A 26,701-nucleotide genomic window follows, 5' to 3' on the forward strand; every position below is an offset into this window, starting at 1 on the left:
GTGCCCCGCCGCCCGGCAGCGGGGCACGAGCGTCTGAGCAAAACCGCGATCGCTATTATCAGCGCGTGAGTTTCGAATCCGGCCGCCGTACGGCGCAATTCCGCAGTGATGCTGCGGTGTTGCGCGGTGGGGCGGCCGGTTCGGTTTCCGGGGCGCTCGCGATGGCCGCGCACGGCTGGATCTCGGGGGCCGCGCCCCTGGAATCGGGGCCGTTGACGCTGCTGGTCGCCGCCTCGGCCACGGTCGGCGCGGCGGTGGCGAGCGTGCACGCGCTGCGCTCCACCGTCGCGGGCCTGGTGGTCGCGTTGATCGGCGGACAGCTGCTCGGGCACTTCGCCATGATGTGGGGTTCGCCGGGGAGCATGCACCACATGCATCACACCGCCTCGATGTGGAGTCCGGCCATGCTGGGCGCGCACATCACGGCCGCGTGTGTGGCGGCCGTGGTCATCCTGGGCGCGGAGGCGGCCTACCGGATCGGCACCACGGTGCTGGCCCGCGTGCTGCCGCTGCCCGTTTCGCTGCCGGTGCTGTCGGGGCCGCCGCTGCTGCCCATCGCGCACCGGGATCTGGTCGTGCTGCGCATCTTCGCGGCCGACGTCTTCCGCACGCGTGGTCCACCCGCGCTCGTTCGAGGCTGATTCCTTACTTTCATCCGGGCACACGGACTTTCGCGTCCGTGTGACATCGCTGTGTTCCCGCGACCGTCGCGGTGATGACATCCGCGTCCCGGTATCCCATGACCGGTGTGCGCCGCGGTGGCAGTCGCGTGTGCGCTACGAGGGGGTCATGGGCTGCCCGGACCGGCGCCGCATCGACGTGTCCAGGTTCTCCGCGGCCCGGGTGTTCACTCGAACCCGAAAGACCACTGGTGACAATCACTGACAGCGGTGTCGAGACGACACCGCCGCCCTCCCCTGCCCCGACGCCGGAACCGGCGTCCGGGAAGTCCCCGAAACGCGGCGCGGGGAATGCCTTCCAGGCGCTCATGCTGCGGCTGCATTTCTATGCCGGCGTCTTCGTGGCGCCGTTCATCCTGATCGCGGCCGTGACCGGCGCGCTGTACGCGATCTCGCCGACGCTGGAGAACATCACCTCCAGCGGTCTGCTGCACACCGATTCGACGGGCCCGGCCAAGCCGTTGAAGGAGCAGATCGCAGCCGCGCAGGCGGTCGAGCCTGCGCTGGCGCTGGTGGCCGTCGCTCCCGGCCAGAACGCCGGCGACACCACACGCGTCATCTTCAGCGATCCGTCGCTGGGTGAGTCCGAGCGCCGGGCCGTGTTCGTCGATCCGGTCACCGCGCAGACGGTGGGCGATGACGTCGTCTACGGCAGTTCGGGCGCGCTGCCCCTGCGCACCTGGATCGACAAGCTGCACAAGGATCTGCACCTGGGCAAGGTCGGGCGCTTCTACAGCGAGATCGCCGCGTCCTGGATGTGGCTGGTCGCTCTGGCCGGGCTGGTGCTCTGGTACCGGCGGGTGCGGGCGCGGCGCGAGAAGCGCTCGGCCGGTTGGCTGCTGCGTCCGGATCGGTCGCGGCCCCGCGCGCGCACAGTGAATTGGCATGCGGTGGTGGGCGTCTGGATCCTGCCGTTGCTCCTGCTGCTGTCGGCCACCGGTATGACCTGGTCGAAGTACGCGGGTGAGAACGTGACCGAGCTGCGCAAGGCCATGAGCTGGCAGACCCCCGCGGTGAACGCCAAGCTGCCGGGATCGACCGGTCCGGCCAAGCCGGCGGGCGGCGAGCACGACGGGCACGGCAACGCGCCCGCGGCGACGCCCCCGGCGGGCAAGGCGGCACTGGCCGACACCGTGTACGGCGTCGCCCGCGCCAACGGCCTGGAGGGACCGCTGGAGATCAGCATTCCGGCCAAGGACGGCATGGCTTTCGTCGCGCAGGAATTGCGGCGTCCGGGGCAGTACACCCGCGATGCCATCGCGGTGGACGGCGCGACCGGCAATGTCACCGCCAAGCTGCCCTACGCCGACTGGCCGCTGATGGCCAAGCTCACCAACTGGGGCATCCAGTTCCATATGGGCCTGCTGTTCGGCCTGGTCAATCAGCTGCTGCTGCTGGCGGCGATGATCGGGCTGGGCACGGTGATCGTGCGCGGCTACCTCATGTGGTGGCGTCGTCGCCCGACCAAGGAGTCGAAGCTGGCCGTGGGCAAGGCTCCGCGGCGCGCGATCGCGCAGACTCCGTTGATCGTGCTGCTGCCGCTGGCGGCCGCTGCCGCCGTGGTCGGCTGGTTCGTGCCGATGATCGGCCTCCCGCTGCTGGCCTTCCTGGTGATCGACGTGCTCGTGGGAGTGGGAGCCCGCGTGCGCGCCAAGACCGCCTAGGCACCGAAATCCACCGAGCGACACGGCCTCCGGGCCGTGCCGCCGAACCCTTGCACCCTTTCGCAGCTCGCGCGACCGCGACCTGCGCCTCTCATGCGGCCTCTGACCCGCACCGACGAAAGATCGAAAACTGATGAAGCTCAACAAGTTCGCCGTGTCCGCCGCCCTCGTGACCACCGCCCTGGGCGTCACCGCCGGAACCGTGAACGCCGCCCCCGCCCCCGCGGACGCCGGCGCCATCAACTACACGGCCACCAGCAGCGACAAGGACGTGGTCATCCGCACCGACGCCGGTTCCATGGGCGTCGAGAACGGCGTGTTCACCATCAAGGCCGCGGACGGCACCACGGTCGCCGGAACCGAACTGTCCCTCCGTGTGGACGATTTCGTCTTCCCCATCGCCACCGAGATCCACGACCGCGTCGCCACCCTGACGCCGCAGATCGACCTCGCGCACGCCACCTACAAGCCGGTCGCCCTCCCCTTCGAGAACAGCGCCCCGTGGAAGACCGACTACGAGCGTGAGCAGGCCGCCTGGAGCCGCATGACCAGCACCCTGTCCATGGGCGCCACCATCGGCACCCTGACCGGTGGTCTCGGCGGCGCGGCCTTGGGCTGCCTGATCGGCGGTGTCGCCGGCACCGCCCTCACCGGCGCCCTGCTGACCATGTTCGGCGCGGGCCCCCTCGCCGGCTGCATCGCAGGCGCCGCCGCGGTCGGCTTCCTCGGCACCATTGCCGGCCAGGTCTTCGTCACCGCCCCGTTCGCCATCGCCGCCGCCGTCCAGTACTTCACGACGATCAACCAGCCGTCGATCAAGCCCGCCAAGTAACCCGAAAACCGCTGCCCGCCATCCGATCACCGCATCAGGGATCGGCTGGCGGGCACACCGCCCGGGTGCTACACGGCCGGAGGGCGGGGTGCCTGGACCGCGGTCAGGCCAGACGGTGGGCACCGGCAGAGGCGGTGGCGGTGAAGATGTGCGGGGTGGGGAATCCCTTGGCGGTCAGCGACTCTCGAATGAGACGGGACGCCGGGGTGGCGCGGTCTTCGTCGATCAGGGCGAGGATGCTGCCGCCGAAGCCCGCGCCGGTGAGGCGGGCGCCGTGGGCGCCGGCGGTGAGGGCTGCGGCCACCGCTGTTTCGAGGGGTGGGGCGGAGACTTCGAAGTCGTCTCGCAGGGAGGTGTGGCCGGCGGTGAGGAGGGGGGCGATGGTGCGGGGGTCGGCTCCGGCGCGCAATTGTTCGGCTATTCGCAGGACACGGGCGTTTTCGGTGATCACGTGGCGGGCGCGGCGGCGGAGGACGGGGTCGGGGAGGCGGTCGACTTCGGCGGCGGTGGGGACGTCGCGGAGGGCGGGGACGTCGAGTTGGGCTGCGGCGGCGGCGCATTCGGCGCGGCGGGTGGCGTAGGCGCTGTCCATGAGGCGGTGGGGCGCGCCGGTGTCGACGATGAGGAGGGTGAGGCCGAAGCGGGCGAGGTCGAAGGGTATGTGGTCGGCCTTGCCGGTGCGGGTGTCCAGGAAGAGGAGGTGGCCGGGGGTGCAGAGCAGGGAGGCGGACTGGTCGAGAACGCCGGTGGGGACGCCCGCGTAGACGTTCTCGGCGGTGCGGGTGATGTCGACGAGGTCGGCGGTGGAGACGCTGGGGGCGAACAGGTCCCGCACGGCGATGGCGACCGAACAGGTCAGGGCGGCAGAGGAGGACAGGCCCGCACCGATCGGGACGGTGCTGTCGAGGTCGATGTCCAGGCCGCGGATCTCGTGGCCACGGCGCTCGAACTCCCGGATCACGCCCAAGGGGTAGCGGGACCACGCGGGGAAGCCGGACCAGCCCGCGGTGGACAGGTCCGCGGTTGTCGTGTCGACCGTGTCGCCGGGCGCCTGCTCAGATCTCAGGCGCAGCACGCCATCCGGTCTGGCGCCGGCGGTGCAGGTCGTGCCCAGCGGCAGCGCGAGGGGCAGGACATACCCGTCGTTGTAGTCGGTGTGCTCGCCGATCAGGTTGACCCGTCCGGGAGCCCACCAGCGTCCCGCAGTCGATTCCACGTGTCGGGCTCCTCTTCACCGGGGCGTGCGGGGCGTACGGTTCGATCTGCGGGGAGCATAGCGAGTCTCCCGAAAGCGGCCCTGCGGGTTCGCCGAACTCCCATCCGGACCGCCCGCTTTCATGTCATGATCGGTTCGGTTGCCCAATAAGTGGCAGCGCCTTTCTCGACCGGGCACTCCGCCACCGCAGCGCGGGGACCTATGCTCGTACCGCAACACACGGTTGATGATCGGCGGTGTCTTTTCGAGTACTGCTCGGACAGGGGGGCTGGTGGGAACAGAAGTACATCCGGCCGAACGGCCGCGGCGCTTCAACATCTGCTGGCGCACCGTCCTGTTCATCTGCGGCGTACTGATTCTCGGCCTACCCATGGTGATCAACGCCAAGGCGGTGGCGCTGGGCACGCTGTTCGTGTCGGTGGCCATCAGTCTCACCATGATCGGCATGGGGGTGCGCAAGTTCCGCCCCCGCCATCCACTGCCGTGGTATCTGCTCTCCGCGGCCGCCGTGCAATTCGCCATCGGCACCGCGCTGCGCCACATCTCCGATTCCCAGCGGCACCCCTTCGACGACCTGTTCACCCTCAGCGGCTACTGCTGTGTCGGGGTGGCCGCGGTGCTGTGGTTGCGCCCGCGCCAGAACAGCACCGACCACGACCTGCTGCTCGATTCCGGGCTGATCGGGCTGGGCGCGCTGCTGCTGTCGTGGACCTTCCTCATCTCGCCGGTGCTGCACATGTCCCGGGACCTGGACTTCACCACCGTCACCTGCGTCGCGGACCCGATCGTGGACGCGCTGCTGCTCACGGTGATCGTGCATTCGGTGATCACCTCGGCGCGCTCGGAAACCTCACTGCGCCTGGTGCATCTGGCCATGCTGGTGATCCTCGCCGGTGACCTGGCCTACAACCTGGAGACCGCGGGCTCGGCGGTGATCGGCCGCCAGATCCAATTGCTGCCGCTGCAGCTGGGATTCACGTTGATCGGCGCGGCCGCGCTGCACCCCAGCATGGTGGTGCTCGGCGGGCCGCGCGATATCCACCCGCACCGGTCCCGGCAGCGGGCCAGCATCATCGCCATCGTCATGATCGTGGCCTCGCTGGTGCCGGTGGTCGGCTCCAGCCTGGACACCCTGGACCGCACCGTGGTCTCGTCGCTGTTCGCGCTGCTACTAGCCGGCGTGCTGCTACGCAGCGAGCGCGCCATCGAACGCAGCGCCCGCAGCGAGCGGCGCGCGCAGTATCAGGCAGACCACGACATGCTCACCGGACTCCTGAACCGCGCCGCCCTGCTGCGGGCGCTGCATCGTAATCGGGACCGGTGGGCCGGACAGCCCCTGGCACTGCTGTTCATCGACCTGGACGGATTCAAGGGGGTCAACGACAACTACGGGCACGCGGTGGGTGACGAGCTCATCGCCAATGCGGCGGCCCGCATCCGCCGGGTGATCCGCCGCGACGACGCGGCCGCCCGCTACGGCGGAGACGAATTCGTGGTGCTGGCCCCGCTGGCCCGGCCGCACGCCCTGCAGCTGGCCGAACGCCTGCTGGCCACATTGGGCGAACCGTTCGAGTTGAGCGCGGCCGAGGTGCGCATCGCGGCCAGCATCGGCATCGCGTGCTCCAAACCGCGCGAGACCGAGACCACCGTCTACGAGCTACTGCGCGAGGCGGATTCGGCCATGTACCACGCCAAGGAATACTCCCTCGGCTATATCTTCCACGACGACTTGCGTCGCAACCGCCCCGAGGCGGGCCCCCGCACCTGGCAGCGCGAATCCGCGGTGTGAGCGCGCGGTAGCCGCCGCGTACACGGCGCTGACTCGCGCTGGGGAGAAGTTCACTCGACCCCCCGCTCGGCGGTCACGCCCGACCGACGCGGGAGTTGTGGCCCAACCCACACGAAAAGGGTTGGGCCGTCAGCCCTCAGGCCAGGTCTTCCAATAACCGACGCGCCGACTCGAGCTCGGCCTGCAGCTGCTCGACCTTGGCGCGCTGGGAGGCGCGCACCGACTCCAGGATGGAATCCACGACCTCCGACACCTCGGGGTGCAGGATCTTGGCGGCCTGGGAGACAGCCGAACTGGGCACGGCCAGGCCGCGGATGGTGCGCTTCTTGCCATTGACGACATCAAGGGTCCACTCGCCCTCGGCGGTGCCGCTGAGGGTGACCGTCACCTCGGGAGCCTTGGGCTTGCGGGCGGCCGACGCGGTGGCGGCGGCATTGCGGGCTGGGCGCGAGGCCTTCTTGGCCTCGGCGGCGGCCTCGGCGGCCGGTTGCGGGGTGGCTTCCGGAGCGGGCGGGGTGCTCGGCGCGGCGGCCGGCATCGTCGCGGGGGACGACATCGTCACGGTCGGTTCCTTCCTGGTTGCCGTTCTGGGGGTTGCACTCGCCGGTTTGGCGGCGGAGGCCGGCGCGGTGGCCGGTTTGGCCGGGTTCTGCCGGGCCGGCTTGGTCAGGGTCACCTCGGTGGGACCGAAGGACAGCACGTCCTTCGAGCCCGTCGGCTTCACCTGCAGGAAATCACCCTCGGACGGATCGCCGAGGGACATCACCTTGCCGGAACGACCTTCCGGAACACCGACCGCCGCCGCGGTGAACCACACCATAGGCGGTCTGCCAGCGTCGATTTCCGCGGCGATCTCCCGAATCTCGGTATCCGACAAGGGCTGTGGCTTGGTACGGGTCGACATGGGCACTCCGGGACGGACGGGGCGGACAGCTGCGTGCCAAGAGCATGCACCATGGCACCGACAAATCCACATCCGGAGAACGCGCCTGGTCACCCACGCACGGTCAGTGATCCTTCAGCTATTCCTACTGGTGCGGCCCACGGAGCATGGCCGGCGCTGGTGATCCTAGGCGTCCGCCCCTGTCCCCGCGCAACTTTCGTGACGGACCCATCCGACCCGCGCCCGAATAGCGAGTATCGATCAGAGCTGCTCGACACCGCGCAGCACACACCGCACGGTCTGTGGCCGGGCCACCGGATCCAGCAGCGTTTCGGTGGTGAAGTCCTGGGTCGCGCCGGGCGCCACCAATACCTCGGTGCGCGTGCGTTCCAGATCCGCGGACTCGGGCGTCTGGAAGCTGATCACCACCAGATACCGGTGCTCCACCACATCCCGGTTGCTGACCACGGCGGTCGCCTGCCAGCCCGCGGAGGTGCCCGCGCAGGCGGTGACGAAGGCGCTGCGCTGCATCTCGGCGGTGTCGCCGACGGACCGCTCGGCATTGGACTGGTGCGTGTGCGCGGCTTCGCCGTGTCCGCCGTGCGCGCACCCGGTCAGCAGCGCCGCGCATCCTGACACGACACCGACTAGACCTCGGCCGGGGGTGATCATGAATCTCCCATTCCACCGCGCACTTCCGCCCCCGCACTCCTGTTGCGGCTGATTAGCCGCGGGCCGAGACTACCCCAGCTCGACCGCGTGTCGTCACATGACGACATAGGCGTGTCGCGCTGGAAAACCGGCCGTATCCTCGCCTTTCGCGAGTGTCGGAGCCCCTGCATACGATCTAGTACGTGAAGGTACTGGGAGCATGCCCCCTCGACTGCCCCGACGCCTGCTCCTGGGTGGTGGACGTCCAGGACGGCCGGGCCGCCGGCCTGCGCGGAAACAAGGAGCATCCGGTCACCCGGGGCGCGCTGTGCGTCAAGGTGAACCGCTACCTCGAGCAGGTCCACTCACCCGAACGCCTCACCCGCCCGCTGCGCCGCGTCGGCCGCAAGGGCGAGGGCCGGTTCGAGCCGATCAGCTGGGACGAGGCGCTCGACGAGATCGCCACCCGCCTCACCGCGATCATCGCCGAGCACGGCGGGGAAGCGGTGTGGCCGTTCCACGGCACCGGCAGCCTCGGCTTCATCCAAGGTCTGGAGGGCCTTTCCGGGCGGCGTTTCTTCAACGCGCTGGGCGCGTCCGGGCACGACCCGACCATCTGCTCGGTCGCGGGCACGGTCGGGTTGCGGTACACGCTGGGCACGTCCGGCGGCATGGATCCCGAGGACCTGGCGAAATCGAAGCTGATCCTGTTGTGGGGCACCAACCCGCTCACCTCCGGCCATCACGTCTGGAAGTTCATCCAGGACAGTGGCGCGCACACCGTCGCGATCGACCCGGTGCGCACCAAGACCGCCGAACGCTGTGACGAGCATCTGGCCCCGCTGCCGGGCACCGATGCCGCGCTCGCGCTGGGCCTCATGCACGTGATCGTCGGGCTGGGCGCGCAGGACGAGGAGTTCTTGTCCGCCCACACCGAGGGCTGGCCCGAATTCCGGTCCCGCATCGCCGAGTACCCGCCCGAGCGAGCGGCCGCTATCACCGGGGTGCCGGTCGAGCGCATCGTGGCGCTCGGCGAACGGATCGCCGCCACCCGCCCCACCGCGATCCGCGCCTCGCAGGGCATGCAGCGGCACGCGGGCGGCGGCATGGCGCTGCGCACCCTGGCCTGTCTGCCTGGCGTCACCGGCGACTGGGCGATCCCCGGTGGCGGGCTGCACTATTCGACCAGCGGCCACTTCCGCCTGGACATCGACGCCCTGACCCGTTTCGATCTGCTGCCGCATCCGGTGCGGACGCTGTCGATGACCCGGATGGGCGAGGCGCTGCTGGATCCGGACGGTCCACCGGTGCACGCGCTGTTCGTGATCGGCGCGAATCCGGTGGGCTCCAACCCCGATCAGCGCCGGGTGGTCGAGGGCCTGTCCCGTGAGGATCTGTTCACCGTGGTGCTGGAACACTTCCCGACCGACACGGTCGACTACGCCGATATCGTCCTCCCGGCCACCATGCAGCCCGAGCACCTCGATGTGCTGGCCGCCTACGGCAATCTGTATCTGGTCTGGAACGAGCCCGCCGTGGCCCCGCCCGGCGAATGCCTGCCCACCACCGAGACCTTCCGGCGGCTGGCCCGGCGCATGGGGCTGACCGAGCCGGCGATCTACGAGTCCGATGAGGAGCTGGCGAACCAGCTGTTGAAACAGTACGACGTGGACCGGCTGCGCGCGGACGGGTTCCTGAAGATCGAGCCGGGTCCGGTGCCCCACGGGAAGCTCCGGTTCGTCTCGGACCAGGTGGCGGCGGGCCACGATCCGGTGGCCGGATACACCCCGCCCGCGGATTCCGGTGACGGCCTGGTGCTCATCTCGGCGGCGTCACACTATTTCCTCAATACCGGGTTCGGTTCGAATCCCGAATTGCGCCGCCGCGCAGGCGAACTCCGCGTCACCATCCATCCGGACGACGCGGCCGCGCGCGGTATCGCCGACGGCGATCCGGTGACGGTCGGCAATGATCGCGGCAGTTTCGAGGCCGTCACCGAGGTCTCCGACATGGTCCGCCCGGGTGTGGCCGCGACCCCGAAGGGCCGCTGGGCCAAGCATTCCGGCGGCGCCACCGTCAACGCCACCGTCGCCGAACGGGATTCGGATTTCGGCGGCGGCGCGGTGTTCCACGACAACCGGGTGTGGATCCGCCCCCGGAACTCGAGGGTTCAGGACGCGGCGAGCCGCTCCAGCACGCGCCTGGCCTGATAGTCCGCGCCCAGCTGGTTGGGGTGGAAGGGGACGGCGAGGCCGACCGGGTTGCCGGAGAACGGCAGCAGCCCCTCCACCCAGCGGGTGCCGACGGGCCGGCAGGCGTCGTGGCCCGCGCTGCCCGCGTAGGTGTCGACGAAGTCGACTCCCGTGCTCGACGCGACTCGTTCGAGCATGGTGTGCAGTTCGATCAGCTTCTGCCCCAGCCAGACCGCGTCGCCGTCGGAGATCGGGATGACCGGCCAGCAGCCGCCGTCGAGGCCGATGCCTTCGAAGTAGTCGAGCAGCAGGATGCGGGCGTGTGGCGCGCGTTCGCGAATGCCCGCGATGGTGGCGGCCACGCGTGGCTCGGTCCGGGCGATGTTCTGCGACATCCGGTCGATGCCGTCGGTGACCATCGAGTTCAGGCAGGGGCTGATGGCGGGGTCGAGGGTGATGCAGTCGGTGACGATGGCCGCCAGATTCGCGTCGTTGCCGCCGATTTCGAGGGTGACCAGATCGGTGGATTCGGTCAGCGAGTCGAACTGCGGCGCGTTGGACCCGAGCACGGTGTGCTGCGGCTGGGTCATATTGGCGGTGACCGCGCCGCCGCAGGTGGCGTCGCGGAAGACCGGCACGGCCAGCGCCGCGGCCACCTGTTTGGCGTAGTTGTGGGCGCTCTGCACGCAGGGCGCGGGGGTGAACGCGGTGCTGAGCTGGCTGAGGGTGGCGTCGGCGGCCCAGGAGTCGCCCAGGGCCACATACTCGTTGACCGTGGTGGCGGGTGGTTCGGCGGACACGGCGCCCGCGGGCAGGACGGCGGCGAGGGCGGCTGCGGTGAGCAGTGCGCGCGAGGTCTTCATGTCTGGTCTCCCCTGGATCAGTCCCAATACCGAAGAAGGGACTGTTTTCAGTGCGGAACCTAGCAGTTGGACCTTCGTCCTGCTCGCTGAAATCTCAAACCCGGTCCGCCACCTCCCGGAGGTCCGCGCCCACCATCTCCCTGCGGTCGAGGCTCGCCGCCTCCATCCGCTCGTACCCGAGCAGGACATCGTGCGCCACTTCGCCGTCGGCCACGGTGACCCGGCTGAAGGCGGCCGGATAGCCGCGGGCCATCACGGTGTAGCGACCTTCCGCGAGATCCGGCACCACGTAGCGGCCGGTGTCGTCGGTGCGGGTGACCGCGATCAGGTCCCCGGCCTCGTCGAGCACGGTGATCTGGGCGTCGGGGATGCCGTCGCCGCGTTCGTTGCAGGCCGACCCGGCCAGGACCGCGCGCGGCGCGAGTTCGATGTCGTGGCGCAGCATTCCGCTGTCGGGCACGGTGAGGGTGACCGCGGACGGCCGCATGTGCTCGGCCACCGCGACCAGCGTGTAGGTCCCGGCCAGCACGCCGCGGCAGGTGAAGTCGCCGTCGGCGGTGGTGACGGCCGAGCCGACCACGTCACCGAAGTGGTCGGTCAGGGTGATGGTCGCGTCGCCGAGCGGCGCGCCCCGGCCCGCCGACCGCACCACGCCCGACACCTCGCCGGAGCCGAGCAGGGCGACATCGAGCCGATGTGGGCGGCTACCGACCGAAATGCTCACCGCGGCGGGCTGATAGCCGTAGGCGGACACGATCAGCACGTACCCACCCGTCCGCGGCGCACCGATCAGGTACTCCCCGTCCGCATCGCCGACGGCCCGCGATACCTGGCGTCCGCGCTGGTCGATCAGGGTGAGCACGGTGTCGGGCACCGACTGCCCGTCCTCCCGGCGCACCCGGCCCGACACCGACAGCCCGGGCGCCTCCTCGAACACGAGCTCCGGTTCCGATTCCGGTTCCGGTTCCGGTTCGAGCTCAGGCTCGACGATCTCCTCCTCGACGACCGCGACCGGTTCCGGAGTGTCTTGCAGCGGAATCTCTTTCATGAACAGCAGCACGACCGCCGCCACCACCGCGACCGCGGCGGCCACCGCGAACACCCCGCCCATGGCGTGGGTGAAGCCGGTCAGAATGGGTGTGCGCACCTGTTCCGGCAGGTCCGCGATCCCGCTGGTATTGGCCTCGATCCGCCCCAATTGCGCAGCGTCGAAACCCGGCGGCAGTTGACCGCCGAAGGCGGCCAGGATCTTTCGCGGCAGCAGGTTGAACAGGATGGTGAGGAACACCGCGACCCCGAGGGTGCCGCCCATCTGCCGGAAGAAGGTGGCCGACGCCGTGGACACACCCATGTCGGCGCGCGGTCCGGCGTTCTGGGCGGCGATGATCAGCGTCTGCATGCAACCGCCCAGGCCGAAACCGATGACGCCGCAGTACAGCAGCGGCTGCCACAGCGGGCTGTCGAAGCGGACCAGCGCGAACAGCACCGATCCGGCGGCGATGATCAGCGAGCCCAGGATGGGCAGCGCCTTGTAGCGTCCGGTGAACTTGGTGACCAGCCCGGACAGTTGCGCGCCCAGCATGATGCCCAGCACCAGCGGCAGCATGAAAAGTCCGGAGCGCGTCGGTGAGTACCCGCGCACCACCTGGAAGTACAACGGCACCAGCACGATCGCGCCGAACATGGCGACGCCGACGATGAACCCGCCCAGGATGGCGATGCTGAAGGTGCGACTGCGGAACAGCCGCAAGGGAATCAGCGCGGAGTCCTTCATGAGCAGTTCGACGATGAGGAACGCGATCAGCCCGGCGGCGGCGATGCCGTAGCAGAGCAGCGCGTGCTGCGACTTCCACCCCCATTCGCGTCCCTGCTGGGCGACGATGAGCAGCGGAACCGTGGCCGCCGCAAGGGCTATCGCCCCGAGCCAGTCGGTGCGGTGGCGGTGCCGTTCGAAGGGCACGTCGAGCACCTTGCCGACCACCACCAGCGCGAGTGCGCCGATCGGGACGTTCACCAGGAACACCCAGCGCCAGCCGGACAGTCCGAGGATGTGGTCGGCGTTGGAGAAGAAGCCGCCCAGGACGGGGCCCAGCACGGTCGCGATGCCGAAGACCATCATGAAATAGCCCTGGTACCTGACCCTTTCGCGGGGCGGCACGATATCTCCGATGATGGTGAAGGCCAGCGACATGAGTCCGCCCGCGCCGACGCCCTGCAGCGCGCGGAATCCCGCGAGCTGGTACATGGAGGTGGCGAAGGTGCAGGCCACCGAGCCGAGCACGAAGACGCCGATGGCGATGAGGTAGCAGGGTTTCCGGCCGTAGATGTCGGCCAGCTTGCCGTAGAGCGGCGTCGAGATGGTGGCGGTGATCAGGTAGGCGGTGGTGGCCCAGGCCTGTTTGTCGAAGCCGTGCAGGCTGTTGGCGATGCGGACGATCGCCACGCTGACGATGTTCTGGTCCAGCGCCGCGAGGAACACCCCGAGCAGCAGGCCGGACAGGATGGTCATGATCTGGCGGTGCGAGAGCGTTCTCTCGGCGGGCGCCGAGGGTTCGCTCGGCGCTGTTTTCTCGGTGGACGGTGCGACCCGGACCGGCGCTGCCACCCGCGACGGGGTGGATACCGATGCCTGGGTAGAGCTGTTTGGCATGTTTGGGGCCCTTGTCGGATTTCGGCTTGCCGTGCGTGCGGTGCTACTCGAAAAGACCTCGCCATGAAGCAATTCGGGCAGCTTACTCCCGCCGATCGGGGCCCCTCACAGGAGGTGGTGGTTACGCCTCCGTTTGCGCGTAGAGCGGAATGCCGGTGTGGAAGAAGCGAATGAGGCGGCCGATGCGCACGCAGTGGTCGGCCGCGCGCTCGAAGTGGTGGGCCAGCAGGGCGATGTCGATGGCCATGGCCGACCCGTGCGCCCAGCCGTCATCGGCCGCGAGCTCCACCAGACGGCCGCGCAGGCGCTCCAGGTTCTCGTCGCGCGGGACCAGCACGCGGTCGCGCGGCGGGTTCTGCGCCGCAATGACTCTCACCGCGCCGGCGGCGAGATGCGTGACCGCGCCGGACATTTCCCCCAGCAGGTCCAGGACGTGCTCGGGGGCCACCGGGTTCGGGTAGCGGCGCACCACCACGTCGGCGACGCGGCTCAGCGATCGGCTCACGGCCAGGAGGTCGTCGGCGATCTGCATGGCGGTGATGACCTGGCGCAGGTCACGGGCCACCGGGGCTTCCAGGGCCAGCAGGATGACCGACCGGTCCTCGCATTTGGCGTGCTCGATCTCTACCTGCTCCTCGAGCGCGAACACCTCGTACGCGGCCGTCAGGTCGGCGCCGAGGAGCGCTGTCGTGGCCCGCTCGGAGGCCTCCTGTGTCAGCTGCGCCATATGCGCGAGCTCCTCGGTCAGCGCCATCAGTTCGCTGGAGAATTTCGTGCGCACTCGCATATCTTGGCCGCCCTCCCGCATGCCTGCACACTATCGCGGGAAAACCTTTCTCTCCGAATGGGTCTCGATTCCGTTCACCAGAAGTAAACAGACCGTCCAGATTTGTCTGATTTGTCCACCGGTTGTTCGATTCGACCTGCTTCGGTGGGTCGTAACCGGAAACACCCGCCGGTAACCGAGACTGGCCCCGTGGCCGCCGACAACCCAGACCCGCCGCAGCGGACCGCCATGCCCGCCTGGCTTCCCCGCGCCATGGTGCTCGCCCTGGCCCTGCTCGGGCTGTTCGAACTCGCCAATTGGGCGGCGCACCAGCTCATCGGGATCGCGATCATGATGACGGTGGCGTTCTTCGTGTCGCTCGCCATGGAGCCCGCGGTGGACGGGCTCGCCGGGCACGGCGTGAATCGGGGGCTGGCCACCGGGGTGGTGTTCGTCATCGTGTTCGCCTGCGCCGCGGGGTTCGTCGCGACGCTGGGCGTGCTCCTGGTCGAGACCGTCTCCCATGTGGTGAGCGAACTGCCGCGACTGGTCGACGAATTGGTGAATTGGGTCAATCGCGTATTCCACCAGAATTTCACCTTGGATCAGTTGCGCGATCGACTCTTCAAGGACTCGGACATCATCAGTTCCTATGCCGAGCGGGCGGCGAACAATGTGTGGGGCTTGTCGAGCACGGTGCTGGGCGGGCTGGCGCAGTTCGTGACCATCGCGCTGTTCAGCGTGTACATGACCGCCGACGGCCCCAAGCTGCGGCGCTCGGTGTGCTCGCTGCTGCCGCCCGCGAAACAGGGTGCGGTGCTGCATGCCTGGGACCTGGCCATCGACAAGACCGGTGGGTATCTGTATTCGCGGGCGCTGCTGGCGGTCATCTCGGCCATCGCGCACGGGGCGTTCCTGGCGCTGCTCGGCCTACCGAACGCGCTGGCGCTGGGCATCTGGTTCGGCGTGGTGGCCTCGTTCGTGCCGACCATCGGAACCTATATCGCGGGCGTGCTGCCGATCCTGGTGGCGCTCACCATCAGACCGCTCGACGCGGTGTGGATTCTGCTGTTCGTGGTGGTCTACCAGTGGGTTCAGGACTATGTGCTGCAGCCGCGCATCACCGCGCGGACGGTGGACGTGAATCCGGCGGTGGCGCTGCTGTCGGTGATCATGGGCGGGGCGCTGCTGGGGGCGGTGGGGGCGCTGCTCGCCATTCCGGCGACCGCCACCTTGCAGGCGTTTCTCGGGGAGTACGTGAAGCGGTACGAGGTCAGCGAGGATCCGCGGATCGAGCGGAAAGGCGGGGCACACAAGCAGCGCAAGCTGGATGAGGCCGCGGCGAAAGACGCCGAGGAGTCCGAGTCCGAGGACTAGGCGCGGACCGGGACGGCGTCCTCGGGCCGCTTGGCCCGTGCGGTACCCAGGATCGAGCCCAGGATCACCAGCGGGAAGCCGATCGCCATGCCGGCGGTGAGCGGCTCCTTCAGCAGCGAGACGCCGATCAGCAGGGCCACGGCCGGATTGATGTAGGTGATGACCGTCGCGCGGGACGGGCCGACCTCGCCGATGAGGGCGAAGAAGACGACGAACGCGAGCGCCGTGCACAGCAGGCCCAGCCCGACCACCGACCAGGTCGCGCCCGCCGGGAAATGGGACGGCATGCGCCACAGCGTGAACGGCAGGTAGAGGGTGGCCGCGAAGACCAGCGACGCGGTGACCACGCCGATCGGCGGCAGCTCTTTCAGCTTGCGGTCGATGATGATCGGGCCCAGGGCGTAGCCGATCACGCTCACCCCGATGGCGGCCAGCGCGCCCAGGTTCGACATGTCGATATCCAGACCGACCAGTGCGGTCACCCCCGCGAAGCCGATCACCAGGCCGAGGATCCGGCGCGGATCGAGACCCTCGTGCCCGAGGCGGGTGGTGATCACGATCGCGATCAGCGGGACCGCCGCGATGAGCAGCCCCACCGTCGAACTGGTCAGTCGAGTCTCCGCGTGCCCGATGAGCAGCCACGGCCCGGTGATCTCCACCAGCGTGTACACCAGCACCCAACGCCACTCCCGGAACACGGGCCACAGGACCTTGGTGAACAGCGCGACCGGCAACAGCACCAGCGCACCCAGCAGCGTCCGCCCGAATGCCACGAACACCGGATCGAACTCCCCCACCGCCACCCGGATCATCGCGTACGGCACGCCCCAGATAACGCCCATACCCAGGAACAACAGCCACCCGCGCTTACTCACCGCGCACTCCTTCCGATCCCCGGGAGCGTAGGGCACGCCGCCGACACGCTGAACCAGTCGTCCGAACGCGGCCGCCCGCCGAAGTATTTCGGTGAGGAACGCGACACCGGCAGCTTCGGAGACAAACGGGGCGCCGGGAGGTAGACAGATGTGGATGCGAGTCGGCACTGTCGTCGCGGTCACGGCGGCCGCGATCGGACTGAGCGTCACCCCCGCCGCGGCGGCCCCACGGCCCGGCCCGATCGGCGAACCGCCGTCGAGCATCGCCGGGCCGCTCCGGAACAACGGAACCGGCCAGCCCGCCGAACACTCGCAGCGCAGGCAAGCAGGACAGACCTCGACGACCCTCGAACCCGCGCTGGACTGCGTGCCATCACCGGAACAACCGAATCCGGTTGTGGTGCTGGGCGGTTTCGGGGCGGCCGGCGACATCCGCGGCACACTGGAAAGGCAGATGGCCGGAATCACCAGCGGGATAAGAGATCTCGGTGGCTGCGCCTTCATCTTCGGTTACGGCATCATCGGCCAGATGCAAGCGGCGGCACCGGTCGCTGAATCAGCGGGCCAGTTGGGAGCATTCATCACGAAGCTGCTCGCGACGACCGGAACCACCCACGTCGACATCGTCGCCCACTCGTCAGGCGCGCTGGTCGCGAACTACTACCTGAAATTCCTCCACGGCGGCCCGCACGTCGACCGCGCGACGTATCTCGCACCGGTCACCCAAGGCGCCACCGCCGCCGCCCTGATCGGCGGCCTCCCGGGCTCCCCCGAGGGCCTCGCCGGAATCCTCGACGACGCGGCAGATCCCCTGCACCCCGCCATATTCGCCGGGGTAGCAGGCGCCCTCGACTGCCTCGCCGGATCCCCGGTCACCCAAGCCCTGCTCACCGACGGAGTCACCGTCCCCGGCGTCATCTACGCGGTCCTCGCCACCCACGGCGACCAAGTCCTCACCCCACCCGGCCAAGCCTCCTTCATCAACGACCCCCGCGTAGAAAACGACTACTTCGAAGACCTGTACCCCCAAGCAGGCCTGTCCAGCCACGCCACCCTCCCCATGCAACCCGAAGCCGCGCAATGGGTGATCAAACAGCTCCTTTCCGAATAGCCGAATCCGTTCCCCCACTGAACATTCACCCAAACTGCTCCGCTTCGTAGCCACCACCAGCCGACCACGTTCACTGATCAGCCAGAGACCGTAGCGACCCCCACGTACGACAAGCCCGCGTGCCATCAACTGCACCAGCGCATTCCGCGTACTCCACCCGGTCAGCGCGGCCGCCCGCTGAATCTCCACAACCGACAACCGCCCATCAGTGCCGCTCAACACCCTCAGTACGGCGAACTCCGCGGTAGTCATGCCGCTCGATGCCTGCCCTGATGCCACCATCCCGCGTGCCCCCGAGCTAGGAGCTCGAGGTGTCCTCCACCTCCGAGCAGCGCGAGCCGAAGAAGCCGGGCACCACCACCCGGATGACTATCGCGATAGAAGCCCCAAATCGACCACACGATGACGCAGAGACAGAGACCGAGAATCGACAACAACGCCCATGTGTCCCAAAGCATTACGGCACCTCCCAAAAGTTGATTCGGTCGATGCCACAAGCACACCGCTGCCACCGGAAATTGGCATTGCCATTGCGGCAGAACCGCGAAAACCCTCCGAAAGCCCAGGGTCATTGCCAAAATGGCCTGACATCGTTGCCAATGCTCGTGAGCATGAGGGTGGACGTCGTGGCAGATACCAGCCAACAACCAACATCGGTGGCACGTAAGCAGATCGGCATGCGGCTACGCGAAGCGCGGCAGCAAGCGAACCTGGATTTGGCGGACGTCGCGAACGCCATGGGGCCCGGTTGGAGCATCAGCAAGGTCGGTCGTATCGAGCGCGGCGAGTCAGGCCGGGTCAGCCTTCCGGAGGCCGACGCGCTCGCCGAGATCCTCGAGATGGATGCGGACACCCACGCGAACATGATCGCCTTGATCAAGCAAGCCGCGTCGAAGTCCTGGTGGTACGAGTACCGCGACGTGATCCAGGGCGGATTCCGCATCTACGCCGACATGGAAGCGTGCGCCCTCCGATTGACCATGTACCACAACAACATCGTGCCCGGACTCCTCCAAACCGCGGACTACGCACGCGCACTAGACCGCGTTTACTTCGCCAGCGAACCCGAGGTCACCCTCGATCGCCGCCTCCAGCTCAAAATGGAGCGCCAGACGTTCATCACTCGGAAGACCAAGCCGATCATCGTCGATGCGGTCCTGCACGAATCGGCCATCTACACCCAGGTGGGCAGCCACGCGGTGATGGAAGGGCAGCTCGAGTACCTCGTGGAGATGAGCAAACGCGCCAACATCACACTCCGAGTACTCCCCTTCGCCGCAGGACATCCGCTGGGGACAGCGACGGGTTCGTTCACGATCATCGACATGAAACCCATGGCCGGAACAGAAACCCATCCCGTCGTCTACTTCGACTCCCTGGTCGGCGCAGCCTGCCTCGAGAATCCCGACGAAGTCGAAACTCACCGATCCGCACTTGTTTCCATCCGTCACGCTGCCCTGGACGAAGTCAGCACCCGCACCCGACTTCGCCAGGTAGCCAAGAACACCAGTAGAAGGGCCTAGCCACCCATGCACAACCTATCCGGCACAAACCCTCGCCTCCACGACGCCGACTTCCGCAAAAGCTCCCGCAGCGGCAACGGTCCCGACTGTGTGGAAGTCGCCTTCCTCGCGGACGGGGACGTCGCGGTACGCCACTCACAGGCCCCGAACGGGCATGTCCTCGTCTACACGCCCAGCGAGTGGGACGCGTTCACCCTGGGCGTCAAATCCGGCGAGTTCGACCGCACGACGGGTGATTGACAACAAAAGGTGCTCAAACACCGAAGTTTAGATGTTTCTGAAATCCGGCTCCCGACCCTACTGTTGCTCCTCGACCGGCCCGCCGGAGTGGCCCGGGTCACCATTCGTCAGTGGCGCCGATCAATCGGATTGGTCTCGCGACGATGAGGATTCGGAATGAGGAAGCTAGCCACGGTGCTGCTCTTGCTCGGAACACTGGTGGTTCCGTTCATGCACAGCACCGTTCCCGCAAACGCTGATCCCGGCGGCATGAAGGGCCCGTTGAGTACGAGCGGACGGTACATCGTCGACGCCAACGGCAATCGGGTGAAGTTGAAGTCCGGCAACTGGCACGGCTCGAGCGGCACCTGGACCGGCAGTGGCGACGACGAGGTCACGGCCAACAATTTCTCCGAGGAGAACGGGCACCGCGCCCCGCTGGGCCTCGACCGGGTGCCGATGGCCAAGCTGATCGGCGACTTCAAGGCGCTGGGGCTCAACAGCATTCGCCTGCCGTTCTCGAACGAGATGATCACCGATAGCCGGGCAGTGCAGGGCCTGACCGCGAATCCGGAACTCAACGGCCTACGGCCGATCGAGGTGTACGACCGGGCCGTCGCCGCGCTCACCTCGGCCGGACTCGGCGTCATCCTCAACAACCACACGACCACCACCCGCTGGTGCTGCGCCGTGGACGGCAACGAGCGCTGGAACTCGGGCCAGTCCTGGGAGAAGTGGATCGACGACTGGGTGTTCATGACCGCCCGGTACCGCAATGACCCCGGGGTCATCGGCGCGGACCTGCGCAATGAGGTGCGCCGCGACACCTGGGACAACCCCAACTGGGGCCAGGGCGACAGCCACGACTGGGCCGACGCCGCACAGGAAGCCGGCGACGCCATTCTCACCAAGGGCAATCCGGATCTGCTCATCATGGTCGAGGGCGTCAACTGGATGGGCATCCCCACCGACCTGACCTGGCATGAACGACCGATGCTGGAGCCGGTGAAGCGGCTGTCCACCACCTTGGTGAAGTCCCACAAGGTTGTCTACGCGGTCCACTTCTACGGCTACATCGGCCCCAAGCACACCGGCGGCACCGGCATCAGCGGCGGTGAGACCCACGACCCGCGCTTCCGCGACATGTCTCGCACCGACCTGTTCAAGTCCATGGACGAACGCGCCGGATACGTCGCCACCACCGCCGACACTCACTTCACCGCCCCGGTCTGGGTCAGCGAATTCGGCATCGGCAAAAGCGATGCCAACGACCTGGACAAGGCGTGGTTCAAGAACATGGTCGACTACCTGATCGAGCGCGACCTCGACTTCGCCTATTGGCCGATCATCGGCTACCAGCAGAACGACAAGGGCAACTCCTGGGGTCTGCTGCGCTATGACACCACGGGCGGGCTGCGCAAGATCACCGACGCCGACGACTGGCGCGGTGCGCATTTCAGTCGCCTGATCGAGGCGAACGGCTTCACCGGCAAGGTCAACCCGAGCCGTACCTGGTCCATGCTCCAGGGCATCCACGAGGACGACAACCGCTCGATCCGCGCCGCCGCCGACTGGGACAGCGGCGCCCACAAGATGGTGTGCCCCGACGGCCAGCGGCTGTTCGGTGTTACCGACCGCGGCCAGGGCGGCCTCTGCGGTGACGCCACCCTGGGTGATCTGTGGCAGTCGGGCACCGGTGCGGTCAAGGTCAGCACCGAGAAGGTCAGCACCGACTGGGCGAGTGGTTTCACCAAATACCAGTGCGCCGAAGGCCAGTTCATGATCGGCTACAGCCTCCGCGGCGACTCCATGTCCGGAATCCTGTGCGCCCCCGGCCGAGTCCCGCTCGCGGGTTCGGGCCGCACCCTGTGGTTCGACCGCGGCGACAACCGCCCCTCCTCCGGCGAAGGCGGCGACTGGGCCAACAGCTACTACAAGGGCCAGTGCAACGCCAACGAGTACGTCGCCGGAATCGCATTCTCCGGCAACAACAACCGCGGCAACCGCCCCCAGGCCCTGTACTGCCGCACCCTCCCCTGAGCCCCAGCTGCCCGGCAGCCGAAGCTCACGGGCCTGATCCTTCCCCGGGAACACAGGCCCACCACCGGCCGACCGGTGCCCGGCCGTCTCACCCAGAGACGGCCGGGCACCGTCCTCGTATTAGCGGACTCGCAGCGGCGCGCCCGGCCAACCGTGATCTAGACTGCGCGCCATGATCGGTGGACTCGGATTCGTCTGCTCGTGCTGTGGAGTGCACCATTCCGAGGTACCGATGAATTACACAACCGCGGCCCCGGTCGTGTGGGAGCTGGACTTCGCCGATGTCGTCGTGATGCCCGCATGTCGCACTCGTCAGCGATAACGACGTCCCGCGAACTCCAGGCCCCCACTCGAAATCAGTTCAGCGCATGGGCAGGTTGAATTTGCTGCAATAGTCAGCCGGCGGCGTGGCTTCGTTCAGCAAACGCACGCATATGATGGCGATCAGACCGATACCCACGCAGGTAATCAGCGTCGGAACGATTCCACTGATTTGGCGGCGAGTCGCCGAGGTGCGCAGCAGGTGATTGGCCATGACCGCGAGCAGCCCCGTCACCAGACCCACGAACGACATGCTCAGCAGCCCAGCGACACCAAGAAACAAGAGTGCGAAACCGGCTCCCCCGTCGATGAGGTGCACGCAATCGAGGGTTATTCCCACCATCCGGTGGTAAGTCCAGGCCGCTACCATCACGCCTATGACCGGATAGAGCAGAATCAGCCACGGCGACCACCGACACGGCATTGCATAAACCTGGCCATCGGGAATATTCGTCGCAAGCACTCGATCATGCTGGCACGCACCGACGAACGGCTCAACGGTCACACCGAATCCGCACGAAATCTCCACGGGCTCTCCACAACTGCCTATACGAGTTCCCCGGCTGCCTTACTAAATGCCATCCACGTCGCATAGGACCACGATGTGGGATTCTGCCTCCAGCACCAACTCTCGCCCCGGAAACGAGTGCAATACGCAGCCATCCTGAACGTTGGAACCCGAACCGATGACGATCTAACCGAAATCGCCTCGCAGGCTGGCCGTCGGACCGATGTAGCAGCCACTCTCAACCACCAACCTGCTGCCATCACCCTCGAGCAGTGGCCTTCCACGCTTCGGTGACGCACCCTTGCTCCCAGTGCCACCAGCCCTGCTCCGCACCGTGTTCCAACAGCTTGCGGATCTTCGGCAGGTCCGCATCGGGCGGTACATCCAAGGCCACCATCCGGTAGTGCTCAATGCCTTCGCCTGTCGTGCCGAGGCGGTGGAAGGCCTTCAATACGCTCTCCCGAGCGGCAGCCGAACCGTCGTCTTTCAGCACGATCAAGCGGATGGTGCAGTTCTGCGAGGGCTGGACCGTCTCGCCGGCCCAGAGGACACCCTCGTCATCCGGCTGCACCGTGATGATGTCCCCGCTGGCGACTCCGCGGACGAACCAGGGCGTGTTGTCCAACCGCGCGGTACCGTCACCGAGGTCTATCGCCCACAGACTTTCAACGCTTGCCGGCGGCCACCCCCGCTCGTCGATGTCCATACGGAAGTGGACTTTCACGTGGTCGTCACGGATCTCGGTCACCTGCCTATCGTCCAACATCCACCAAAGCCCGCGGTCTCAGGCGGTCATCGCGGGGCACAGAAGATTCACGGACAGAGTGCTTCATGGCCGCCTGTGGTGGGCGCTGAAGCCGATGGGCGCGCCCTCGGATAGGGCAAGGTCACGCAGATCCATGGTGAGGTGGGCACGTGACGAGACAGAGTCCCCCACCACGTTCCTACGGTCCGGAGTGGTCGAAGACAGATCCTTCGGTCAAGGCCGTGGCCGATTGCCATGACGTGTATGAACTGCTCGACCACAATGTTCGGCAGCGGCCGGGGATGTGGGCCCGCGGGGAGTCATTGCAGGAACTCATGATGCTGCTGTGCGGATACGGCATCGCACTCGAAGTGCATTCCGTGCCAGAGGAGTTCGCCCTCAGCCCGACTGGGCCCTTCGCATGTTGGCTGCGCAAGGAGTTCGGGTGGGGTATGGCTATGGGCTGGGCCACGGCCATCGAGGACCACCTTGACGAGGATGAGACCGCGATAGATGCCTTCTTCCGTCTCCTCGATGCGTACCGGGCCACTATCGGAGCACACCAGTCGCGGTGAACCAGTAGACGGAACCATCTGCTACTGCCGCATGACGTGCGTCTCGCGCGAACTGCGCGTCAGTCCGGCAGCCAGTGCAGCTCGTGCGCCAGGGCTTTGGCGATGGTGCGGATGCGGCGGTGTAGTGGTGACTGCTCGCGCGGGAGGACCAGGTGGATCGTCAAGGTGGGTGCGCCCTGTAGCGGTCGCCACGTGAGGCCGGCCGGTGATGTCGTGACCGCGGCTTCACCGGCCGGGGCGAGGGTGAGCCCGTCGCGGAGGTCGCGCTGGGACATGTCGAAAGAGACTGCGGGCGTGTGGAATCGGGGGGTTGGCTGGATGTCGCGGAACAGGGCGGACAGCTGATCGTGGATCACGGGGTTGGCGGTACGGTCGGGGAGTCGCAGCGGATACGCTGCCGCATCGGCGATCTCGATCTCCGGGTGTTCGGCCAGCGGATGATGCTGTGCCAATAGGATCCCGACGCGCTGACGCCGCAGCAGGAACCGGCGCACGCCACGACCCGGCTGTTCACCGCGGGTGATCCCCGCATCAATGCGGCCGTCGGCGACCGCGGGAGAGATCTCCGGTGTCGCCATCGGGACCGCGCTGACCTCGAGTCCCGGGCTGCTGTGAATGAGCCTGTCCACCAGGGCCGGTGCCGTCTCGGCCCCCGCGCTGAGGCTGTATCCGATGCGTAGCGTGCCCAGTTCACCGGCCCCGGCATGCCGGGCGGTTTCCCATGCCCGGTCCAGCGCCGCCAGCGCGGGCGGCGCGGACTCCGCCAAAGCCGCACCGGCCGTGGTCAATACGACGCTACGCGTGTTGCGAACCAGCAGGCTCGTACCGAGTTCTGCCTCCAATCGGCGCATCCGGGCACTGAGCGCGGGTTGCGCGATACCGATCCGTTCGGCCGCGCGGGTGAAGTTCAACTCCTGCGCCAGCACCAGAAAGTACCGCAGGCTCACCGTATCCGGCGCCACATGCCCTCCCCGTCGAGTGATAACGATCCGTTCTGAGCCTATCCCGTCCCAGTCTTTCCCTCGACCACACATCACGCCCTAACCTGCGTTTATGACGATTCGAACCAGCCGCCCAGGAGGCAGTTATGCATAAGTTGGTGGTCCTATACCCCAAGCCCGCCGACCCGGACCACTTCCGCGACTACTACGTGAACAACCACCTTCCGCTGGTCATGAAATGGCCCGGCCTGCTCGCGTGGCGCTACAGCTTCGACGTGGCGGCGACCAAGGGCGAAGCGCCGTATTTCGCGGTCTTCGAAGCCGACTTCGCTGACGCCGCCGCCATGGCCGCGTCGCGGGAATCGGAATATGGCCAGCGGGCGGCCGCCGATGTCGTCAACTACGCCACCGGCGGTTTGGTCGTCATCGACTATCCGGTGCAGGACGGCACCAGCTAAAGCAGGGATCGGGCGCCGCGAATACCTGCGGTGCCGAATTCCGGAGCGGCCCGATTCCGGTCGGCGGGGCCGCCCCGACTTCCGGGCTCCCAAGGGCCCGAAGAGTTGCCGCCGGCACCATCGGGCGCGACCGACGTCGTGGGCCTGGACGAACCTTCCGTTTACAGGCCCTCTCGGCACCGGTTGACGGCGACCCGCGTCCAGTTCGTCAGGCTCGCGCTGTCGCGCCGCTCACTCTTGACCGTCAGTGCCCGGCGTGGTGAGGTGTTCCGGCCTGTTGTCCTGGATCCACGACGACGAATTGGCCCATCATGCCCAGATCCTCGTGCCAGAGGAGATGGCAGTGGAACATGTACGGGGCATTGGGATCCGCGGGGCCGTCGAAGCGGACCAGCAGTTTCACGGTGGAGCCCGGGGCTACGAAGACGGTGTCCTTCGGGCCGCGGAGAGACTCGGGCGGTTGGCTACCATTCACGTCCGTGACCGCGAATTGGGTGTCGTGGATGTGGAAGTTGTGCGGGGTGCCGTCGCCGTTGTGGACGACCCAGGTCTCGGTGGTGCCGCGGGTCACCGTGGCGTCGACGCGGCTCATATCCATCGCCTTGCCGTTGATCTTGCCGAACTCCAGCTCGAAGGACCGCTCCCCCACCGAATCCGCGGCCTTCGGCGTCTGCGGGGTGACGAGGTGGTCGGGTAGGGGCGGTGCCGGCCGAAGGGTTGCGGCGGCTCGTAGTTCGAGGATGTCGAATCGGTCGTCGCCGCCGCTGAATCGGTTGGTGAACATGTCGAGTCCGGCGTCGAGGCGGTCGCTGCGCAGGGTCACGCGCTCGCCCGGCTTCATGCGGACCACGATTTCGGCGCGCTCGCCCGGGGACAGTTGTACGTGCTTCAGCCGGGCGGGGCGCTCCAGCAGGCCGCCGTCGGTGCCGATGAGCGCGAAGTCGCGGCCATCGGAGAGGCCGAAGTTGTAGATGCGCGCGGGGGACGCGTTGACCAGGCGCAGTCGCACCAGTTCGTCGCTCACCTCGCGGTAGGGCGCGAGGGTGCCGTTGACCAGGACCTCATTGCCCAGGAATCCGGCGTCGCGGAACGCGCTGTGCCCGAAATCGAACCGCCCGTTGCGGAATCGCACGTCCTGCACGAGCAGCGGGAAATCGTCGACACCGTAGCTGTGGGGCAATGCGAGCGCGTCCGAGGCGTCGTCGTCGAGCAGGAACATCCCGGCCAGCCCCCGGCTGACGTGGGTCTCGGTGGCCCCGTGCGGGTGCGGGTGGTACCAGAGGGTGGCGGCGGGCTGATCGACCGTCCATTCCGGCTTCCACTCCGCACCCGGTTCGACCATCTGATGCGGTCCTCCATCCATCGCGGCGGGCACATGCATGCCGTGCCAGTGGACGGTCGACGCTTCCGGCAGTTCATTGCGGACCCGCACTCGAACCTGCTCCCCGCGGCGCGCACGCAGGGTCGGTCCGAGATGGTCGCCATTGAATCCCCAGGTATCGGTCACCTGTCCGGTGCGGAATTCCTTACTGCCGGAACGCATGTCGAGTTCGAACTCCCGCGCCCCGTCCGCCGCCACGGTCGACGGGGCCAGCGGCGGGATGGCCAGCGGACGCACGAAATCCACCTTCCCCACGGTGGATACTTCAGCCGAGGTGTAGAGCCAGGCCGTCGCACCGCTCAGCCCAACGACCACAACCAGCACCGCCACGCCCAGCCGGACCAACACCCGCCGCATTCGGGACCCGTCTCTCATGCCTCGAACGCTAGGGAAAACCCGCCGTTCCGCGGATCCGGCGGATCCCCCAAATCGCTCCCTGAT

The 26,701-nt window shown here is 67.6% G+C and carries 23 protein-coding genes and 1 pseudogene; 12 read left to right on the forward strand and 12 right to left on the reverse strand.

The features are described from left to right. The first annotated feature begins 65 nt into the window (after positions 1 to 65). From ABZ412_RS30085 to ABZ412_RS30095, 3 genes are all read left to right on the forward strand, one after another. Positions 66 to 641 (forward strand): hypothetical protein, encoded by a 576-nt coding sequence (locus ABZ412_RS30085; RefSeq protein WP_357286799.1) that lies wholly within the window; start codon positions 66 to 68, stop codon positions 639 to 641. Positions 642 to 871: 230 nt separating this feature from the next. Beyond that, positions 872 to 2,344 carry a PepSY domain-containing protein gene (locus ABZ412_RS30090; RefSeq protein ID WP_357286802.1) on the forward strand — a complete coding sequence of 491 codons (1,473 nt, stop codon included), beginning with the start codon at positions 872 to 874 and terminating at the stop codon, positions 2,342 to 2,344. Positions 2,345 to 2,477: 133 nt separating this feature from the next. Next, the gene (locus ABZ412_RS30095) at positions 2,478 to 3,176 is read left to right on the forward strand and encodes a hypothetical protein (protein WP_357286805.1); all 699 of its coding nucleotides are present in this window, start codon (positions 2,478 to 2,480) and stop codon (positions 3,174 to 3,176) included. A gap of 103 nt (positions 3,177 to 3,279) precedes the next feature. Here ABZ412_RS30095 and galK read toward each other — a convergent pair whose 3' ends face one another. Continuing rightward, positions 3,280 to 4,392: a galactokinase gene (gene galK / locus ABZ412_RS30100; protein WP_357286807.1), complete on the reverse strand. Its 1,113-nt coding sequence runs from the start codon at positions 4,390 to 4,392 to the stop codon at positions 3,280 to 3,282. A gap of 271 nt (positions 4,393 to 4,663) precedes the next feature. Between galK and ABZ412_RS30105 the strand changes: the two genes are divergently transcribed. Then, complete coding sequence (locus ABZ412_RS30105; protein WP_357286810.1) at positions 4,664 to 6,181, forward strand: GGDEF domain-containing protein; 1,518 nt, start codon at positions 4,664 to 4,666, stop codon at positions 6,179 to 6,181. Between the two features lie 136 nt (positions 6,182 to 6,317). Here the strand turns inward: ABZ412_RS30105 and ABZ412_RS30110 are convergent, their stop codons facing one another. Both ABZ412_RS30110 and ABZ412_RS30115 read right to left on the reverse strand, forming a co-directional pair. Further along, a complete protein-coding gene (locus ABZ412_RS30110) occupies positions 6,318 to 7,085 on the reverse strand; it encodes a DUF6319 family protein (RefSeq protein ID WP_357286813.1) in 768 nt (255 codons plus the stop codon). A 240-nt stretch (positions 7,086 to 7,325) separates the two neighbouring features. Then, positions 7,326 to 7,703 carry a hypothetical protein gene (locus ABZ412_RS30115; RefSeq protein ID WP_357286816.1) on the reverse strand — a complete coding sequence of 126 codons (378 nt, stop codon included), beginning with the start codon at positions 7,701 to 7,703 and terminating at the stop codon, positions 7,326 to 7,328. Positions 7,704 to 7,918: 215 nt separating this feature from the next. Between ABZ412_RS30115 and ABZ412_RS30120 the strand changes: the two genes are divergently transcribed. Beyond that, entirely contained in the window at positions 7,919 to 9,925 is a 2,007-nt protein-coding gene (locus ABZ412_RS30120) for a molybdopterin oxidoreductase family protein (RefSeq protein ID WP_357286819.1), read from the forward strand. On the opposite strand, the gene ABZ412_RS30125 is transcribed toward ABZ412_RS30120, so the two are convergent. The 3 genes from ABZ412_RS30125 to ABZ412_RS30135 form a co-directional block, all read right to left on the reverse strand. Continuing rightward, on the reverse strand, positions 9,886 to 10,770 hold the full coding sequence (locus ABZ412_RS30125; protein WP_357286822.1) for an SGNH/GDSL hydrolase family protein: 885 nt from the start codon (positions 10,768 to 10,770) through the stop codon (positions 9,886 to 9,888). The genes ABZ412_RS30120 and ABZ412_RS30125 overlap by 40 nt on opposite strands. A 94-nt stretch (positions 10,771 to 10,864) precedes the next feature. Continuing rightward, entirely contained in the window at positions 10,865 to 13,279 is a 2,415-nt protein-coding gene (locus ABZ412_RS30130; protein ID WP_357286826.1) for an MFS transporter, read from the reverse strand. A gap of 262 nt (positions 13,280 to 13,541) precedes the next feature. Beyond that, positions 13,542 to 14,201 carry a PhoU domain-containing protein gene (locus tag ABZ412_RS30135; RefSeq protein WP_357286829.1) on the reverse strand — a complete coding sequence of 220 codons (660 nt, stop codon included), beginning with the start codon at positions 14,199 to 14,201 and terminating at the stop codon, positions 13,542 to 13,544. A gap of 195 nt (positions 14,202 to 14,396) precedes the next feature. On the opposite strand from ABZ412_RS30135, the gene ABZ412_RS30140 reads away from it, so the two are divergent. After that, on the forward strand, positions 14,397 to 15,563 hold the full coding sequence (locus ABZ412_RS30140) for an AI-2E family transporter (RefSeq protein WP_357286832.1): 1,167 nt from the start codon (positions 14,397 to 14,399) through the stop codon (positions 15,561 to 15,563). On the opposite strand, the gene ABZ412_RS30145 is transcribed toward ABZ412_RS30140, so the two are convergent. After that, positions 15,560 to 16,438: a DMT family transporter gene (locus tag ABZ412_RS30145; RefSeq protein ID WP_357286835.1), complete on the reverse strand. Its 879-nt coding sequence runs from the start codon at positions 16,436 to 16,438 to the stop codon at positions 15,560 to 15,562. The genes ABZ412_RS30140 and ABZ412_RS30145 overlap by 4 nt on opposite strands. Positions 16,439 to 16,592: 154 nt before the next feature. Between ABZ412_RS30145 and ABZ412_RS30150 the strand changes: the two genes are divergently transcribed. After that, positions 16,593 to 17,549 (forward strand): hypothetical protein, encoded by a 957-nt coding sequence (locus ABZ412_RS30150; RefSeq protein ID WP_357286838.1) that lies wholly within the window; start codon positions 16,593 to 16,595, stop codon positions 17,547 to 17,549. 114 nt (positions 17,550 to 17,663) lie between these two features. On the opposite strand, the pseudogene ABZ412_RS30155 reads toward ABZ412_RS30150, so the two are convergent. Then, positions 17,664 to 17,831 (reverse strand): annotated as a pseudogene (locus ABZ412_RS30155) (hypothetical protein); the annotation flags it as partial. Positions 17,832 to 18,175: 344 nt separating this feature from the next. Between ABZ412_RS30155 and ABZ412_RS30160 the strand changes: the two are divergent. From ABZ412_RS30160 to ABZ412_RS30170, 3 genes are all read left to right on the forward strand, one after another. After that, complete coding sequence (locus ABZ412_RS30160) at positions 18,176 to 19,072, forward strand: helix-turn-helix transcriptional regulator (RefSeq protein ID WP_357286841.1); 897 nt, start codon at positions 18,176 to 18,178, stop codon at positions 19,070 to 19,072. A 6-nt stretch (positions 19,073 to 19,078) separates the two neighbouring features. Further along, positions 19,079 to 19,312 carry a DUF397 domain-containing protein gene (locus tag ABZ412_RS30165; protein WP_357286844.1) on the forward strand — a complete coding sequence of 78 codons (234 nt, stop codon included), beginning with the start codon at positions 19,079 to 19,081 and terminating at the stop codon, positions 19,310 to 19,312. A gap of 156 nt (positions 19,313 to 19,468) precedes the next feature. Further along, positions 19,469 to 21,331 (forward strand): cellulase family glycosylhydrolase, encoded by a 1,863-nt coding sequence (locus tag ABZ412_RS30170; protein ID WP_357286847.1) that lies wholly within the window; start codon positions 19,469 to 19,471, stop codon positions 21,329 to 21,331. Between the two features lie 361 nt (positions 21,332 to 21,692). On the opposite strand, the gene ABZ412_RS30175 is transcribed toward ABZ412_RS30170, so the two are convergent. Next, positions 21,693 to 22,157 carry a hypothetical protein gene (locus ABZ412_RS30175; protein ID WP_357286850.1) on the reverse strand — a complete coding sequence of 155 codons (465 nt, stop codon included), beginning with the start codon at positions 22,155 to 22,157 and terminating at the stop codon, positions 21,693 to 21,695. A 262-nt stretch (positions 22,158 to 22,419) separates the two neighbouring features. Then, complete coding sequence (locus tag ABZ412_RS30180) at positions 22,420 to 22,908, reverse strand: DUF4265 domain-containing protein (protein WP_357286853.1); 489 nt, start codon at positions 22,906 to 22,908, stop codon at positions 22,420 to 22,422. Positions 22,909 to 23,075: 167 nt separating this feature from the next. On the opposite strand from ABZ412_RS30180, the gene ABZ412_RS30185 reads away from it, so the two are divergent. Further along, positions 23,076 to 23,480 carry a hypothetical protein gene (locus ABZ412_RS30185; RefSeq protein WP_357286855.1) on the forward strand — a complete coding sequence of 135 codons (405 nt, stop codon included), beginning with the start codon at positions 23,076 to 23,078 and terminating at the stop codon, positions 23,478 to 23,480. 59 nt (positions 23,481 to 23,539) lie between these two features. Here ABZ412_RS30185 and ABZ412_RS30190 read toward each other — a convergent pair whose 3' ends face one another. After that, positions 23,540 to 24,514 carry a LysR family transcriptional regulator gene (locus ABZ412_RS30190; RefSeq protein WP_357286858.1) on the reverse strand — a complete coding sequence of 325 codons (975 nt, stop codon included), beginning with the start codon at positions 24,512 to 24,514 and terminating at the stop codon, positions 23,540 to 23,542. Between the two features lie 53 nt (positions 24,515 to 24,567). Here ABZ412_RS30190 and ABZ412_RS30195 point away from each other — a divergent pair, with 53 nt between their 5' ends. Continuing rightward, positions 24,568 to 24,879 (forward strand): EthD family reductase, encoded by a 312-nt coding sequence (locus tag ABZ412_RS30195; RefSeq protein ID WP_357286860.1) that lies wholly within the window; start codon positions 24,568 to 24,570, stop codon positions 24,877 to 24,879. A gap of 244 nt (positions 24,880 to 25,123) precedes the next feature. Here the strand turns inward: ABZ412_RS30195 and ABZ412_RS30200 are convergent, their stop codons facing one another. Then, the gene (locus ABZ412_RS30200) at positions 25,124 to 26,635 is read right to left on the reverse strand and encodes a multicopper oxidase domain-containing protein (protein ID WP_357286863.1); all 1,512 of its coding nucleotides are present in this window, start codon (positions 26,633 to 26,635) and stop codon (positions 25,124 to 25,126) included. Positions 26,636 to 26,701: the final 66 nt, after the last annotated feature.

Source organism: Nocardia sp. NPDC005746, from assembly GCF_040630785.1.
Taxonomy (GTDB): domain Bacteria; phylum Actinomycetota; class Actinomycetes; order Mycobacteriales; family Mycobacteriaceae; genus Nocardia.

Bases quoted from the DNA above. Each gene is read 5' to 3' on its own strand.
- ABZ412_RS30095 (WP_357286805.1), top strand. From the start codon at position 2,478: ATGAAGCTCAACAAGTTCGCCGTGTCCGCCGCCCTCGTGACCACCGCC.
- ABZ412_RS30110 (WP_357286813.1), bottom strand. From the start codon at position 7,085: ATGTCGACCCGTACCAAGCCACAGCCCTTGTCGGATACCGAGATTCGG.
- ABZ412_RS30125 (WP_357286822.1), bottom strand. From the start codon at position 10,770: ATGAAGACCTCGCGCGCACTGCTCACCGCAGCCGCCCTCGCCGCCGTC.
- ABZ412_RS30130 (WP_357286826.1), bottom strand. From the start codon at position 13,279: ATGACCATCCTGTCCGGCCTGCTGCTCGGGGTGTTCCTCGCGGCGCTG.
- ABZ412_RS30150 (WP_357286838.1), top strand. From the start codon at position 16,593: ATGCGAGTCGGCACTGTCGTCGCGGTCACGGCGGCCGCGATCGGACTG.
- ABZ412_RS30165 (WP_357286844.1), top strand. From the start codon at position 19,079: ATGCACAACCTATCCGGCACAAACCCTCGCCTCCACGACGCCGACTTC.
- ABZ412_RS30170 (WP_357286847.1), top strand. From the start codon at position 19,469: ATGAGGAAGCTAGCCACGGTGCTGCTCTTGCTCGGAACACTGGTGGTT.
- ABZ412_RS30190 (WP_357286858.1), bottom strand. From the start codon at position 24,514: ATGTGTGGTCGAGGGAAAGACTGGGACGGGATAGGCTCAGAACGGATC.
- ABZ412_RS30195 (WP_357286860.1), top strand. From the start codon at position 24,568: ATGCATAAGTTGGTGGTCCTATACCCCAAGCCCGCCGACCCGGACCAC.
- ABZ412_RS30200 (WP_357286863.1), bottom strand. From the start codon at position 26,635: ATGAGAGACGGGTCCCGAATGCGGCGGGTGTTGGTCCGGCTGGGCGTG.